Source organism: Shewanella sp. 553 (assembly GCF_059338375.1).
Map to the genome: position 1 here is coordinate 1,760,218 of NZ_CM181701.1, position 16,147 is coordinate 1,776,364.

10 protein-coding genes and 1 pseudogene are annotated in these 16,147 nt (G+C 45.5%); 9 read left to right on the forward strand and 2 right to left on the reverse strand.

Translation table 11 applies throughout. The annotated features are described in order from the left end of the window. The first annotated feature begins 231 nt into the window (after positions 1 to 231). The 5 genes from recR (at position 232) to AC5YBZ_RS08035 (ending at position 6,328) form a co-directional block, all read left to right on the forward strand. A complete protein-coding gene (recR, locus tag AC5YBZ_RS08015; RefSeq protein WP_494524730.1) occupies positions 232 to 831 on the forward strand; it encodes a recombination mediator RecR in 600 nt (199 codons plus the stop codon). 162 nt (positions 832 to 993) lie between these two features. Then, complete coding sequence (htpG, locus tag AC5YBZ_RS08020; RefSeq protein WP_494519264.1) at positions 994 to 2,913, forward strand: molecular chaperone HtpG; 1,920 nt, start codon at positions 994 to 996, stop codon at positions 2,911 to 2,913. A gap of 71 nt (positions 2,914 to 2,984) precedes the next feature. Next, positions 2,985 to 3,830 carry a co-chaperone YbbN gene (locus AC5YBZ_RS08025; protein ID WP_475516694.1) on the forward strand — a complete coding sequence of 282 codons (846 nt, stop codon included), beginning with the start codon at positions 2,985 to 2,987 and terminating at the stop codon, positions 3,828 to 3,830. 220 nt (positions 3,831 to 4,050) lie between these two features. Continuing rightward, positions 4,051 to 4,695, forward strand: coding sequence for an adenylate kinase (adk, locus tag AC5YBZ_RS08030; protein ID WP_494519263.1), 645 nt, complete (start codon positions 4,051 to 4,053; stop codon positions 4,693 to 4,695). 328 nt (positions 4,696 to 5,023) lie between these two features. Further along, positions 5,024 to 6,328 carry an inosine/guanosine kinase gene (locus AC5YBZ_RS08035; protein WP_494524731.1) on the forward strand — a complete coding sequence of 435 codons (1,305 nt, stop codon included), beginning with the start codon at positions 5,024 to 5,026 and terminating at the stop codon, positions 6,326 to 6,328. Between the two features lie 142 nt (positions 6,329 to 6,470). Here the strand turns inward: AC5YBZ_RS08035 and AC5YBZ_RS08040 are convergent. Beyond that, positions 6,471 to 7,791: pseudogene (locus tag AC5YBZ_RS08040) on the reverse strand (dicarboxylate/amino acid:cation symporter). A gap of 226 nt (positions 7,792 to 8,017) precedes the next feature. Here AC5YBZ_RS08040 and AC5YBZ_RS08045 point away from each other — a divergent pair. Then, positions 8,018 to 10,474 (forward strand): Ig-like domain-containing protein, encoded by a 2,457-nt coding sequence (locus AC5YBZ_RS08045; RefSeq protein WP_494519260.1) that lies wholly within the window; start codon positions 8,018 to 8,020, stop codon positions 10,472 to 10,474. Between the two features lie 112 nt (positions 10,475 to 10,586). Here AC5YBZ_RS08045 and astB read toward each other — a convergent pair whose 3' ends face one another. Beyond that, positions 10,587 to 11,924: an N-succinylarginine dihydrolase gene (gene astB, locus AC5YBZ_RS08050; RefSeq protein ID WP_494524732.1), complete on the reverse strand. Its 1,338-nt coding sequence runs from the start codon at positions 11,922 to 11,924 to the stop codon at positions 10,587 to 10,589. 348 nt (positions 11,925 to 12,272) lie between these two features. On the opposite strand from astB, the gene topA reads away from it, so the two are divergent. The 3 genes from topA to AC5YBZ_RS08065 all read left to right on the forward strand — a co-directional run bounded on the left by topA (position 12,273) and on the right by AC5YBZ_RS08065 (position 16,132). After that, positions 12,273 to 14,930 carry a type I DNA topoisomerase gene (gene topA, locus AC5YBZ_RS08055; RefSeq protein ID WP_494519258.1) on the forward strand — a complete coding sequence of 886 codons (2,658 nt, stop codon included), beginning with the start codon at positions 12,273 to 12,275 and terminating at the stop codon, positions 14,928 to 14,930. A 159-nt stretch (positions 14,931 to 15,089) separates the two neighbouring features. Then, a complete protein-coding gene (locus AC5YBZ_RS08060) occupies positions 15,090 to 15,665 on the forward strand; it encodes a YceI family protein (protein ID WP_494519257.1) in 576 nt (191 codons plus the stop codon). Between the two features lie 119 nt (positions 15,666 to 15,784). Further along, positions 15,785 to 16,132, forward strand: a complete 348-nt coding sequence (locus AC5YBZ_RS08065; RefSeq protein ID WP_494519256.1) for a DUF3802 family protein — start codon at positions 15,785 to 15,787, stop codon at positions 16,130 to 16,132. The last annotated feature ends 15 nt before the right edge of the window (positions 16,133 to 16,147 follow it).

Consider the following 16,147-nt stretch of genomic DNA (forward strand, 5'->3'; position numbering starts at 1 on the left):
AAAGCAGTTAAGAATACTATTAATGTTTAAGTTTGATAGGCAATCATTTTGATTGCTTAATTTTAAATATTAGCTTAATGATTTTGTCATGAATTAGGGCTCATCATGCCGATGATTTATGATAATATCCTGCGCATAATTTGATGAGAACCCATTGGTCATGTCAATGAACTACTTATCACTATAGCCAATAACGCTTTATGTTTTAACCAGTAGGATGCCCGCTTAATTATGAAATTTAGTCCCTTGGTCGATGAGTTAATTCAGTCATTACGCTGTTTACCCGGTGTCGGTCCTAAGTCGGCGCAGCGCATGGCGTTTCAGTTGTTGGAGCGTAATCGCAAAGCGGGGCAGACCTTAGCGCAGGCGCTGACCAGTGCCATGAGTGATGTGGGTCACTGCAGCGCGTGCCGTACTTTTACTGAAGAGACCTTGTGTCCTATTTGCGCCAGTAGCCGCCGCGGCCAGTCCGATCTTATCTGTGTGGTGGAAACCCCAGCGGATGTGTTAGCCATTGAGGCAGGCGGGTATTTTTCTGGTCGTTATTTTGTGCTCTTAGGGCATTTATCGCCCCTCGATGGCGTCGGGCCCGAAGAGTTAGGCCTCAGTCTACTTGAGCAGCATCTGGCCAGCGGTGAGATTAGCGAGTTAATTTTAGCGACTAATCCAACAGTTGAGGGCGATGCAACGGCACATTTTATTGCCGACATGGCGCGGCAACATGCTGTAAATGTCAGTCGCATTGCCCATGGTGTGCCAGTGGGGGGCGAACTTGAATATGTCGATAGCACCACATTAGCCTTGTCATTCAACGGGCGCTTACCTCTGTAATTATCATAGGTTTATCGTGACTCTTTTAAATCCAGCACCTTGATGCTGGATTTTTTTTGAGCAAATGAACCGCTCTGACAATTTTAAACTTGAAAAGCAAAATTCTAACCCCATCTCTTAAGCCATAGAGCGTCATTTGTGAAATTTAAGAAGGAATAATCGATGTCACAACAAGAAACCCATGGCTTTCAAACTGAAGTCAAACAATTACTTAATTTGATGATCCACTCTTTGTACTCTAACAAAGAGATTTTCTTGCGTGAATTGGTCTCCAACGCCGCCGATGCTGCCGATAAGCTCAGATACCAAGCATTGACCAATAATGATCTGTACGAAGGTGACGGTGAGTTACGCGTACGTGTGAGCGCCGACAGTGAAAAGGGCACCATCACCATTGAAGATAATGGTATTGGTATGACTCGCGATGGCGTGATTGAACACTTAGGTACCATCGCTAAATCAGGCACTGCGGAGTTCTTTAAAAACCTATCTGGCGATGAGTCAAAAGATTCACAGCTTATTGGTCAATTCGGTGTAGGCTTCTACTCTGCCTTTATCGTGGCCGACAAGGTAACCGTACGCACGCGCGCTGCCGGTCATGCTGCCGATGAAGCTGTGCAGTGGGAATCTGCTGGCGAAGGTGAATTTACCGTTGAAAACATAGTAAAAGAGACTCGCGGTACTGAGGTTATCTTGCATCTTCGTGAAGAGGAAAAAGAGTTTGCCAATGATTACCGTTTGCGCTCAATCATCACTAAATACTCAGATCATATCTCTGTCCCTGTAGAGATGTGGCAAGAGGGAACGCCAGCGCAAGAAGCGACAGAAGAAGGTGGCGAGGCCATTCCAGCTACCGAGGGTTACTGGAAGCCGATGAACAAAGCCACCGCGCTTTGGACTCGTAATAAGAGCGACGTGACTGACGAAGAATACCAAGAGTTTTACAAACATATTTCCCATGACTTTGTTGATCCACTCATGTGGAGCCACAACCGCGTAGAAGGTAAGCAAGAGTACACCAGCTTGCTGTATATCCCTGCAAAAGCGCCGTGGGATCTATGGAATCGCGATCGTAAACATGGTTTAAAACTGTTTGTGCAGCGCGTGTTTGTGATGGATGATGCCGAGCAGTTTATGCCAAGCTACTTGCGCTTTGTGCAAGGTCTGATTGACTCTAACGATCTGCCGCTCAACGTATCGCGCGAGATCTTGCAAGACAACAAGATAACCACCGCACTGCGCACTGCTGTGACCAAGCGTGTATTAAGTATGCTTGAGAAACTGGCAAAAAATGAGCCTGAAAAGTATCAAACTTTCTGGGCAGAGTTTGGCCAAGTGCTTAAAGAAGGCCCAGCTGAAGATTTTGCCAACAAAGATCGTATCGCTGGTTTGCTGCGTTTTGCATCGACTCACACTAATGAAGCTGCACATACCGTATCGCTCAGTGATTACGTAAGCCGCATGAAAGAGGGCCAAAGCAAGATTTATTATATTGTTGCTGACAGCCATGAAGCGGCCGTGAATAGCCCACATCTTGAGTTGCTTCGCAAGAAAGGGATTGAAGTGCTATTGATGTCCGAGCGCATCGATGAGTGGTTAATTAACCACTTAACCGAGTTCGAGGGCAAGCAGTTGCACTCGGTCACTCGTGGTGACTTAGAGTTAGGCGATCTTGAAGATGCCGAGGAAAAAGAAGCGCAGAAAAAACTGGAAACGGAATCTGAAGGCTTGATCAAGCGAGTGAAGGCGGCGTTAGGTGACAAGGTTTCTGACGTTAAAGTCACCACGCGTTTGACCGATACCCCAGCTTGTGTGGTTGCAGGTGAAGGCGAAATGTCATCGCAGATGATTAAACTGATGCAAGCCGCTGGCCAAGCAGTGCCTGAAAGCAAGCCCGTGTTTGAACTTAATCCAGAACACCCGCTGGTCGCACGTTTAGATAACGAGCAAGATGACGAGGTGTTTGGCCAATGGTCTGAGCTATTATTACAACAGGCGCAATTGTCTGAAAAAGGCAGCCTAGCCGACCCATCGGCATTCATTAAGTTAATGAACAAGATGTTGCTGGCGGGCATGAAGTAATTAGCCGTCAAACGCAAGAGGCAGTTTAACTGCCTCTTCTTATATGCGCTTAATCTATGCGAAGGGATCTTATGGATACGGTATTGGATTTAACTAAAGAGAACATCCAACAAGTGGTTGATGCGTCAATGCAACAGGTGGTGGTGTTGACTTTTTGGAGTCAGCAAAGCCCTGAAAGCATGACATTGGTACAGACACTAGAGCAAATGGCCAGCGCACAGGCGGGTCGTTTTGTACTCGCGAAGGTCAATTGCGATGCAGAGCTGGAAATTGCGAATTATTTCCAGATCCAGAGTGTGCCGACGACCTTGCTGTTGCGCGATGGTAAACCAATCGATGGCTTTGCTGGCGTTCAAGAGCCTGCCCAAATTGAAGCCATGTTTGAGCCGCATTTGCCACAGGTTTGGCAATTACAACTGGCAGAGGCGAAAACCTTACTCGCCACAAATGACGTTGAGCAAGCCTTACCGCTATTGCAGCAGGCCTATCAAGCCAATCAACAAGCGGAAGTTGCCTTGGTCTATGCCGATGCGCTATTAACCCTTGGTAATATCAATCAAGCTCAAGTGCTTCTCGATGGTGTAGGGCTGGCAGATCAAGATGGCTATTATCAAAGCTTGCGAGCGAAATTAACCCTCGCGCTCGATGCTGCCGACACACCTGAAATTCGTCAATTGATGGACAATGTCGAAGCCAATCCACAAGACTTGAGTTTACTGCTCTCTTTGGCAAAAGCCCTGCATGGTGCTAACCGAGATGAAGAGGCACTGGAAAGGTTATTTGCTGTGTTGCGACAAGACATCGGCGCACATAACGGTGAGTTGAAGCAGTTATTTATGGATATTTTGACGGCGATGGGTCAAAGTAATTCGATTGCTAATCAATATCGACGCAAGTTATACAGCTTGCTGTACTAATCATTGTGCTTTTTTTATCTGCTCCTTGGCTTTTAGTGCTGCTTAATGACTAAAGGCCAGTTGATTTAACTGTATCAGCCTAAAGTCGAACTAAAACCCCGGTTTCTTCACTTCAAAAGGGCGGCCATATGTGCGAAGATCGCCGCCCAATGATAAAAATAATTCCAATTGAATCATCAAAACTAATAATCAACTCTATGCGAAATAAGAGGACTCTCAGATGCGCATTATGCTATTAGGTGCCCCAGGTGCCGGTAAAGGTACTCAGGCCCAGTTCATCATGGAAAAATATGGTGTGCCACAAATTTCAACGGGTGACATGTTACGTGCCGCGGTTAAGGCGGGAACGCCACTTGGCCTTGAAGCAAAGAAAGTGATGGATGCAGGACAATTGGTTTCTGATGAGCTGATTATTGGCTTAGTTAAGGAGCGTGTTGCACAAGACGATTGTGCAAAAGGTTTCCTGTTGGACGGCTTCCCACGCACTATTCCACAAGCGGATGCTATGGCGGCTAGCGGCATCGAAATCGATCATGTGATTGAAATCGATGTGCCAGATGAAGAGATCGTTAAGCGCATGAGCGGACGTCGTGTTCACCCAGGTTCAGGCCGTGTTTATCACGTGGTGTTTAATCCACCTAAAGTGGAAGGCAAGGACGATGTAACAGGTGAAGATTTAGCTATTCGCCCTGATGATGAAGAGAGCACAGTGCGTAAGCGTCTTGCGATTTATCATGAGCAAACTAAGCCATTGATTGAATATTATGGTGCCCTCGCAGCCAAAGGTGGCTTGACTTACAATAAGTTTGACGGCACCCAAAGCGTTGCCTCTGTCAGTGATGCCATTGTTAAGGCGATCGGCTAATTAGTCTTGATTAGCGGCAGTGTACTTACAGTCGCTTACAGATGTAATACAGTATAAAAGCTCACTTCGGTGGGCTTTTTGCGTTTAAGTCTCTATGGTTACGATTTAGCCGTGTCCTTTGGTTGTTTTGTTAGTCATTCAATGTCATTACCGTAGTATAAATCACTGCTTAGTCGCATTTTATATGGTAAAATCTGCCGCCATTTTAGTAGGGTAAGGGCTGTGGTCGTTTTCATTGACTCAGTTCTGTAAATAGTGAATTAAGAGGGTCTGGTTTACTATTTACTTCAATTCGATTTTGCATGGATGCGACACAAGTGAGTTAGGTATGAAGTTTCCTGGTCAACGTAAGTCTAAGCATTACTTTCCAGTTAAAAATCGCGATCCATTATTAGCGCAGTTAACCCTGCAGCCACAACATATTACTACCCATATCAGTGGTATTGATCAAACCTTGGTCGATATCGAAGCCAAAGTCGAAGATGAGTTGCTTAGCCGCTATGGATTACCCAAAGGTAATTCGACGCTTATTGACGATGAGAAGGCGCACCAACTTTATACCGAACTTAAGCAATCTAACATGATAAGTGACGAGTTTGCCGGCGGTACCATTGGCAATACCGTACACAACTACTCTATCTTAGCTGACGATCGCTCGGTGTTATTTGGGGTCATGAGCAACAATATTGAAGTGGGCAGTTATGCCTATCGCTACCTCTGTAACACCTCTTCAAAAGTGGATTTAAATTACCTGCAACCGGTTGATGGCCCTATTGGTCGCTGTTTTACCTTAATCTCTGCTTGTGGTGAGCGCACCTTTGCTATCAGTAAGGGGGCAATGGATAAGTTGACCCCTGAGTTTATCGATAAAGAGGTGGTGCAGAGCTCATCGGCGTTAGTGTTAACGGCTTATCTGATGCGCGCCAGCGGTGGTGATCAGATAACTGATGCAGCGTTAACGGCCATTAAATACGCCAAAGAGGCCGATGTGCCAGTGGTGTTGACATTAGGAACGCGCTTTTTAATTGAGGAAGATCCACAGTGGTGGATTAATTTCATCAAAGATAATGTTTCTATTTTGGCGATGAATGAAGATGAAGGCGAAGCGTTAACCGGTTTTCGCGATCCGTTAAGCGCCAGTGATGCCGCATTAGAGTGGTGTGATTTAGTGTTAACCACCGCCGGCCCGTTAGGTTTATATATGGCGGGCTATACCGAAGAATCAGAGAAACGTGAAACCAGTCATACCTTGCTACCTGGCATCATTCCTGAGTTTAATCGTTATGAGTTTTCTAGACCCAAACTTAAAAACGATTGTGATACCCCAATTAAGGTGTTTGCTCATATTCCACCTTACATGGGTGGGCCAGAAGTGATCCGCAATACTAACGGTGCCGGTGATGGTGCCCTGGCAGCATTACTGCATGATTTGGCCTCAAATACCTACCATAAAGCTAACGTGCCAGGTTCGAGTAAACACAAACGAGACGGGTTATGTTACTCCTCGTTTTCACAGGTCTGTAAGTACGCTAACCGCGTGGCTTATGAGGTGCTCGCCCAGCACAGCCCACGTCTTTCTCGTGGCTTACCAGAAAAAGAAGACAGTTTAGAAGAGGCATACTGGGAGCGTTGAATTCCCAAGTAGCATAGAAATCAAAAAGGCGTCCATTGGACGCCTTTTTTCATTTTCGTTTGCTTTTATCAAGCCGCTGTAACATCCACTTACTTGCATGAGCCGCTGTTATGTATCATTGCCCATGCATCGGGAAATCAGCTTAGTCTTTGACCTCTGCATTGACTTGGTCAACAAAGCTACCAGCAGTTTTACCCGCTTGAGTATCATGAAATACCGTTTCGTTAAATGCGCCTTCTGATTTTGCAATCACCAATGTCGCCACAGAGTCACCTGTCACGTTGACGGCCGTTCGTACCATATCTAAAAGACGATCGACCCCCATAATAAGCGCGATCCCTTCAACGGGAAGACCCACTTGGTTAAGCACCATGGCGAGCATGATTAAGCCAACACCTGGTACACCCGCTGTCCCAATTGAGGCCAGCGTTGCGGTGACGACGACCATGGCATAATCGGTAATGGTTAAATCGATACCGAAAACTTGCGCGATAAATACGGTCGCCACCCCTTGCATAATAGCCGTGCCGTCCATGTTGATGGTCGCGCCCAGTGGCAAGGTAAATGAAGCGACTTTATTGTCGACACCTAAACGATGTTCACAGGTTTCGATGGTCACTGGCAACGTTGCATTTGAACTGGCAGTACTGAATGCAAACAGTTGTACATCGCGCATTTTGCGAATAAATAACAGTGGGCTTAGGCCTCGAGAAGACTTTTAGTAACGTGGGGTAAACAACAAAAGCATGAATGAGTAATACGCCTAATACCACAAAGAAGTATTTAACAACACTTTCGAACGTTTCTAAACCGAGAGTTAAGGCCAGTTTGGCCATTAAGGCAAAAATACCATAAGGTGCTAACTGCATAATTAGGGTGACAACGCGCATGATCACTTCGTTTAAATCAGTAAATAATGCCGCAACCCGTTTACCTCTTTCACCTATGTGAGAAACCGCAAACCCAAAAATAACGGCAAAGATAATAATTTGTAGCATATTACCTTCAGTCATTGCTTGTATTGGGTTACGGGGCACTAAGTTGATCAATACATTGGCAAGACTAGGGGCTTCCTTGACGCTGTATTGCATATTTTCTGCTGCCAACGAGGCATTGCCAGGATGAATAAGCAGTGCAATAAGAATCGCCATACTCAGCGCGATAGCGGTGGTAAATAAGTAAAATGCAATAGTTTTTCCTCCTAGACGTCCTAGAGTCGAGGGATCGCTTAACGAGCAGGTACCGCAGACCAGTGAGATAAATACTAAGGGAACCACGAGCATTTGTAAGCTGGAGATAAAGATTGTGCCGATAACATTTAAGATCCCGTCGGCAATATAATCTTGAATAAACTGACTTTCGGGAAATAAGTTGCGAAGAAGCAAGCCTAATAAAATCCCAGTACCCATACCAATGAGTATTTTTCCGGTTAAACCAAGCTTCTTTTGTTGAGTTTGCGACATAGTGCGTCCTGTATTATTTTTATACTTTTCATTTATCACTAAAGCCTAGCAAGAAAAGAAAAGTGAGGAAATGGCTATATCAATACTATTTAGGATACATGTGTAAAAATAAGTGCGAATAATATTCAAATGGTTACAATAAGGTTTTTCTGGGTGTGCAGCAGGTAACGTGCTTGTGCTTGCAGTGATGATTATAGTAATAATTTGAGTAACAGGGAGTCTGACAATGAAGTCAGCGTATAAAGTTTTTACCTCATATTTGTTTTTGTTGTTTATCGTAGCCTGTAGTGGTGGAGGGGGTGGAGCTGACGATGGTCCAGGTGGCGTTCCTCCGACCGCGCCCGATGATGTTTATCGCCTCACTTTGGCGTTAACGGATGCTAATGGGCAAGCCATTAACGATATTTCCAATACCACACCCGGTAAATTACAAGCCACACTGTCTAAAAATGGAACCCCATTTTCTGGTGGTCGCATTGTATTTACTCTCGAAGGTGAGGGAGTGTTAACCCCTGGTAGTGGTGTTTCTAATACTGCAGGCCAAGTCACGGTGGATGTGTTGCCCGGTGATAAACTGGGGTCAGGCAGTGTGACTGCCACTTATAATGCCGCTGATGGCGATACTGTAACGGCATTGGTCTCTTTTAATACATCAGGTGACGGCGGTGCACCTACAGATGGTGCCCAAATTGCGCTTATTTTAGTCGATGACCCTATTACTCAAAATCCGATAGATACCATTTCATCATTAGCCCCTGGTTATTTAGTGGCGACGGTATCAGGTATCTCTAAAACTACGATAGTGCAGTTCTCCAGCACCTTGGGCGAGATCCCAATCGATACCGCTGCCACCGATAATGGTAAAGCAACGGTGCAGATTTTGGCCGGCACAGCACCTGGTGCAGGGACTGCTACGGCGACTTTACTCTCTGGTGAAAAAACAGATTTAGTCTTTAAAATTGGTGCGACCAATGTAGAGATGGGCAGTGGCACACCGTTTCAAGCTGGAGTGGCTTCAGTTTCACCAGCAGAAGTCTCAGCGGGTGGCACGGCCAGTATTTCAGTATCACTGCAAGATGATACCGGTACCGTATTTACTGAGCCTGTGGAAGTGAATTTTTCATCTACATGTTCAACTAAAGCTGAAGCTGAAATTAGCTCGCCGGTATTGGCGATCAATGGTGTGGCAACCACCACCTATTTAGCTAAAGGCTGTGTGGGCGATGATGCAATCAATGTCAGCGCTAATGTGGGAGGGAAATCACTTTCAGCCAGTGCTTTAGTGAATGTGTTGCCTGCAAGTGTTGGTAGTATTGCATTTGTCGAAGCTTTACCAGAGGTAATTAACCTTAAAGGTACTGGGGGAGCTGAGTCCTCGACAGTCAGATTTAAAGTATCAGATAAAAACGGTAATCCTGTCAGTAATCAAAATGTGATTTTCTCTTTAAATACCGATACTGGCGATGTTGAATTTGAGCCTAAATTTGCAACCACTAGTGCTCAAGGTATCGCTCAGACAGTGGTTAATTCGGGGACGGTTGCTACATCAGTCAGAGTCACTGCGATTGTGGATGGCAGCTCGCCTGAAATATCGAGTCAATCTAAGCTATTGGTTGTCTCAACTGGCTTACCAGATCAAGACAGTTTTTCTCTGTCTGCCGACAACCTTAATCCTGAGGGATGGGATTATGACGGTGTTGAGGTAAATGTGACGGCGCGCTTAGCCGATGCCTTTAATAACCCTGTGCCAGATGGTACCGCCGTGACCTTTACCGCCGAAGGCGGTGTTATTGACCCGTCATGTGTCACTGTCAATGGTGTGTGCTCGGTTAAATGGACCAGCCAAAACCCAAGACCTACAGGTAAAACCTTATTCGATTTGGCTCAAGAGCCATCTCTAGATGCAGATATCGGCCAGCCCTATGGTGGACGGGTAACTATTTTGGCCAGAGCCATTGGTGAAGAGTCGTTTCCTGATCTCAATGGTAATGGTCGCTTCGATGCCAATGAAGTCGTCAATTTTAGAACCAAGCTTAATGTTTCAGGTAAACCTTATGATCTAGATGAGGCATTTGTCGATCATAATGAAGACTCATTGTTTAACCCAAGGTTTATCGGTGAAGCGGGTGGTGACGCAGAGACCTTTGTTGATTTCAACAATAACAAGGTATTTGATATTGCTGATAACTTATATAACGGCAGTCTATGTACGTTAGATGCTAATGGCGACGGGCACGATGGCTGTTCAAGCGTTAACAAGTCACTCAATGTGCGTGCATCGATTGTCCTAGTGATGGCAGGTAGTGATGCGGTGTCATCGACACCAGTTATAGAAGATAGCTGCATAGATGACAAAAACGTAGTGGATCCGTGTGACGGGTTTAACGATAACCAGACCTTGGATATTATCGGTAAATCAACCGGTGGCGTATCTATCATTATTGGCGATTTGCATAATCAGCCTTTACCAGCAGGCACTAAGATAACCTTTACGCCGTCAGCAGGCAGCCTTGCGAGCAAAGGTGAATTTATTGTCGAATCGACTAATGATAATCGTGCGGGTATTTACAGCGTGGTGATTAAAGGCGCTGATCAAGCTGATTCTGGGACCTTAGTCATTGAGGCTGTCACACCGAAAGGAAAACTAAGCCAAGTGGCTACCATCCCTGTGATTATTCACTAGATAGCATAAGGCTGAAGCTCATCAAGTTCAGTTAAAGGGACTGTAAAGTCAGTAAAAAAAGCGCACTTTAAAGTGCGCTTTTTTATTGATTATTTAGGATTCAGGTTTTAGCTTATTGTTGAAATTGATACACACTACCCAGTTTCATAATTTGCGTTAGCTCATCAAGGGCGGTACGCGACTCGATAACAAGCTGAGGATCGGCAAGATCATCAACGGCCAGCTCATCACGATAATGCTTATCGACCCACAGATTAAGGCGAGCGTAAAGCGCATCACTCATTAATGTATGCTGGTTTACGGCTGCCACTTCCATCTCATTCATGGCTACACGTAAACGCAGGCAAGCTGGGCCACCGCCATTTTGCATACTCTGCTTCACATCGAAGTAATGGACCTGCTTAATGGGGGTGCCTAAGGTAACGACCTCATCAAGATAAGCTGAAACTGCTGGATTATCTTGGCAATTTGTGGGGGCAATAATGGCCATTTCACCGTTGGGTAGCGTAATGATTTGAGTATTAAACAGGTAGCTTTTAACCGCATCGTCAATGCTGACCTTACCGGTGGGCACCTCAATAAAGTGCAGTTCTTGACCATTAAATTTACGCTGGATCTCGGCGATTTTCGCTTGGGTGTCGACAAACGCTTGCTGATGATAAAACAGCACATTTTGGTTACCCACGGCGATGACATCGTTATGAAACACCCCTTGATCAATCACATCAGGATTTTGCTGGATAAATACCGCGCTGTCATCATCGAGTTGGTGTAAGCGTGCTATCGCTTGTGACGCTTCTAGGGTTTGCCTAGCGGGAAAAAGCTTAGGCTTGGCCGCTAAAGGGTTGGTCGCTTCTTGGCCGTAGACAAAAAGCTCGAGCCCAGCATGTCCATATTCACTGCATAAACGGGTATGGTTAGCCGCGCCTTCATCACCAAAACTGGCCTGTTCTGGTAGATGTTGGTGGTGGCTAAAATAGCGAGAGTTATTAAACGTGGCCTTAAGAATGTTGCCTGTGGTGATTGGTTCTATGCTGCGGTGCAATTTATCGACTAAGTTAGCGGGAGTAAAATGTAACTTACCATCGTGGGTATCGGCACTGGGCGAGACCGTGGCCGCATTTGCCGTCCACATGCTTGAAGCGCTGCAACATGCTCTAAGGACCGCAGGGGCTTGCTTAGCCGCTTTACTTAATACTTGCGCATCTGTGCCGGAAAAACCAATTCGACGCAGTGTATGTAGGTCTGGTCGCTCCTGAGGGGCCAGTATGCCTTGAACCATTCCCATATCAGCAAGCGCTTTGGCTTTTTTCAAACCTTGTTTAGCGGCCGACTTTGGACTTGAGGTCGATGCGGCATTGTTTAGTGAGGCGACATTGCCAAAGGAGAGTCCTGCATAGTTGTGTGTTGGTCCAACGAGTCCATCAAAATTTGCTTCGTAATGCTTCATTCCCATTCCTTCGATATCATTATTATTGTAGGCAAATCATCATACGGTACTTGATGATTTGCTGAATTTGGGCACCAGTATACGTAAGGTGACGTGCTTAACAAGTTGGTGCCTTGGGCAAGGGAGTAGCGATAGGGTCATAAGTGCATAAGTATCACTTATGAGTGCACAATAATGGAAAATTCGCATGTTATGGCGAAATATTATTTTTTACATTTTTTTAAGAAATGGTTAAAAATTGGCTGTCTGTGACAAATAAAACAGGGATTTGCTTGAAACTCGGAGTACAACACTCTATATATGGAGCCAATTTACAGAATTTTGAGACTTTTTGGCGCAGATCATTCTATGGGTAAATCGCTAGTTATTGTCGAATCACCGGCCAAAGCCAAGACTATTAATAAATATCTCGGCAAAGATTACATCGTGAAATCGAGTGTGGGGCACATTCGTGACCTACCAACATCTTCCACCAGTGAGGCGAAGTCTTTGACGAAAACGCCCGCTGAAGTGCGCAAGATGTCTCCTGAAGAAAAGGCAATTTATAAAGCCGCAAAAGCCAAGCAAGCTCTCGTCGCTCGCATGGGGGTAGATCCTGAAAATGGCTGGAAAGCCCAGTATCAAATTCTGCCCGGTAAAGAAAAAGTCGTCAAAGAATTACAATCTCTTGCTGAAAATGCCGACCATATCTTTCTCGCAACCGATTTGGATAGAGAAGGAGAGGCGATCGCCTGGCATTTACAAGAAGTGATTGGTGGGGATCCGGCGCGCTATCAGCGCGTTGTGTTTAATGAGATCACCAAAACTGCCATTCAAGAGGCTTTCAGCCATCCCTCTAGTCTAGATACTAATATGGTTAATGCTCAACAAGCACGTCGCTTCCTCGACCGTGTTGTTGGCTTTATGGTATCGCCACTGTTGTGGAAAAAAGTGGCCAGAGGCTTATCTGCGGGTCGTGTGCAATCGGTTGCGACTCGCTTAGTGGTTGAACGCGAAAGCGAAATTAAAGCCTTTGTGCCAGAAGAGTTTTGGGACATTCATGCTCAGCTAAACACGCTCAGTAATGAATCGCTTAAAATGCAGGTCAATAAGTACCAAGGTGATACCTTCAACCCGGTAAATGAAGCCCAAGCCATGGCGGCGGTGGCGGCCTTATCTGATGCCACTTTTGTGGTGAGCGATCGCGAGGACAAAGGCACGTCGAGTAAACCGTCTGCGCCCTATATTACTTCGACCTTGCAACAAGCGGCGAGCACCCGATTAGGTTTTGGCGTCAAGAAAACCATGATGATGGCGCAGCGTCTCTATGAAGCTGGTCATATTACCTATATGCGTACCGATTCAACCAACTTGAGTCAAGAAGCGTTAGATAATGTTCGGGAAATGATTGCCAATGACTTTGGTGATAAGTATTTACCCGAAGCTCCGATTCGTTACGGTAACAAGGAAGGCGCACAAGAGGCCCACGAAGCGATTCGCCCCTCTAACGTAAAAGTTACGGCAGCGAGCCTTTCTGACATGGAGCGTGATGCTCAGCGTCTTTATGAGCTTATTTGGCGTCAGTTTGTGGCCTGTCAGATGACACCTGCTAAATACGATGCTACTCGCTTAACGGTATCGGCTGCCGATTACGAATTAAAGGCGACCGGTCGTACGCTCAAATTTGATGGTTGGACGCGCGTACAAACCGCCATCAAGAAGAAAAACGAAGAAGATAACACCTTGCCGTTTGTCGCCAAAGGTGACAATTTGGCGCTCGAAGAGTTGCTACCCAAACAGCATTTCACTAAGCCGCCCGCGCGTTACAGCGAAGCGTCATTGGTGAAAGAGTTAGAAAAACGTGGAATTGGTCGTCCATCGACCTATGCCACGATCATCTCAACTATCCAAGACCGTGGTTACGTCAAGGTGGAAAATCGTCGTTTCTACGCCGAGAAAATGGGTGAAATCGTGAGCGAAAGCCTCGTGGGCAGCTTCGAAGAGTTAATGAGTTACGACTTTACCGCGGGTATGGAGCAAACGCTTGATAACGTGGCCCAAGGTCAGCTTGATTGGAAAAAAGTACTCGACAACTTCTACAAAGATTTAACGGCGCAATTAGAAAAAGCCGAGTTACCACCAGAAGAGGGCGGCATGCGTCCTAACGAGATGGTGCTAACCGACATTCAATGCCCGACTTGTCAGCGTCCTATGGGTATCCGCACTGGCACCACTGGGGTGTTCTTGGGGTGTTCTGGTTATGCCTTGCCGCCTAAAGAGCGTTGCAAAACCACCATGAACTTGACCCCAGGTGAAGAGGCTGTGAGTGAAAATAGCGAAGATGCCGAGACGGATGCGCTGCGGGCTAAACATCGCTGTGGTGTCTGTGGCACGGCCATGGATAGCTACTTAATTGATGAGAAGCGTAAGCTGCATGTGTGTGGTAATAACCCTATGTGCGGCGGCTATGAAGTCGAACAAGGCCAATTTAAGATTAAAGGATATGAAGGTCCTATCTTAGAGTGTGACCGCTGCGGTAATGACATGGAGCTTAAAAACGGCCGATTTGGTAAATATTTCGGTTGTACTAATAGCGAATGTAAAAATACCCGTAAACTGCTTAAAAGCGGTGAAGCGGCGCCACCAAAAGAAGATCCGATCCATCTACCCGAGCTCAAGTGTACCAAGTCTGATGGTTACTTTGTATTACGTGATGGTGCAGCGGGTATTTTTATGGCGGCCAGTACTTTCCCTAAATCACGTGAAACTCGTGCTCCCTTAGTAGAAGAGTTGGTTAAATACCGCGAACTATTATGGCCTAAATATCAATATCTTGCCGATGCACCCGTGGCAGATGATGACGGGAATAAGGCGTTCGTGCGCTTTAGTCGTAAGACCAAAGAGCAGTATGTCGCTACCGAAGTTGATGGTAAGGCTACAGGTTGGACCGCTAAATATATCGATGGTGAATGGGTGACAGAGGCCAAGCCTAAAGCCAAACCCAAGGCGAAGCCAAAAGCAAAATAGTATGTTGATGATAAAAAGCCCTAACCTTGTTAGGGCTTTTTTTATGGCGATTAATTTCGCGATTCAACGCATTCTATAATAGGCTAATATAGAAATAACCTTCATTATCGCCGTTTGATAATGGTTAATGGAATTACAGCTAACTCAATGGAGCATGAAATGAAAACAGTATTATTAGGGCTATGGGCCGCAGTGGTCAGCGTGAGTGTGTTTGCCTCAACTTGGCAAGTCAATAATCAAGGCTCAGTGGTCAACTTTATATCGGTGAAGAATGGTGACCTTGCAGAGATCCACAAGTTTACTCAAATCAAAGGCGAATTAAATAGTAATGGTGATTTTTCGTTATCGATTCCATTAATCAGTGTATGGACCAATATTGAGATCCGTGATGAGCGCATGAAGCAGGTATTGTTTGAAACTTCGCAGTTCCCCGCATTAGCATTAACGGCAAATATTGATGCTAAGGCGATTGATAAACTGGCTGTGGGCAGTATGGATACTATGGTCATTCCTGCTAATGTCAGGTTACGCGGTCAATCTAAAATGCTGGATATTAGCGTGCGGGTAGCCAAGTTGAATCAAAACACGCTATTGGTTACTAGCGAAATGCCACTTATCATCGACGCTGCTGATTTTGACTTGGCAGCAGGGGTCGAGAAACTGCGTGAATTGGCCGGCTTAAGTGCTATCAGCAAGGCGGTGCCAGTATCATTTGTGTTAACTTTAAACCGTTAATCAAAAACGTGCACTTTAGACGAGACTGACCACATAATTTGTACCATAATAGCGGCAATTATCGAATTAAGGGCATGGGTGAGAGCATGCTCTTTAATTAATGTTTGTTAAGGCTAATCATGGTTACAGATAAAGACGGATATATACATCTCATTCAATATCTCACCGAACATCTGGGGCTGTTTGAGTCGTCAGATAATTCCTTAATTGCTGGCGATACTGTGATGGAGTTGTTTGAAGAGCAACTTGCGGCGCAGATTATTATGGTGTGTGGTCAAAATCCTGCATTAACCTTTGCCCAGCGTAATACCGTTATACGAGAAGTCGATGCGATTGTTTATGATCTTGAAGAGATTTTGGCTAAGGTGGCTGATCATTATGCTACCTCTGAGCAGACGCTATTCATCACCGAATTTTCAGGCTTAATCAAAAATTTATTCGATCAGGAAATTGCCAAGTTACACTAATCCTGATGTAGCGCA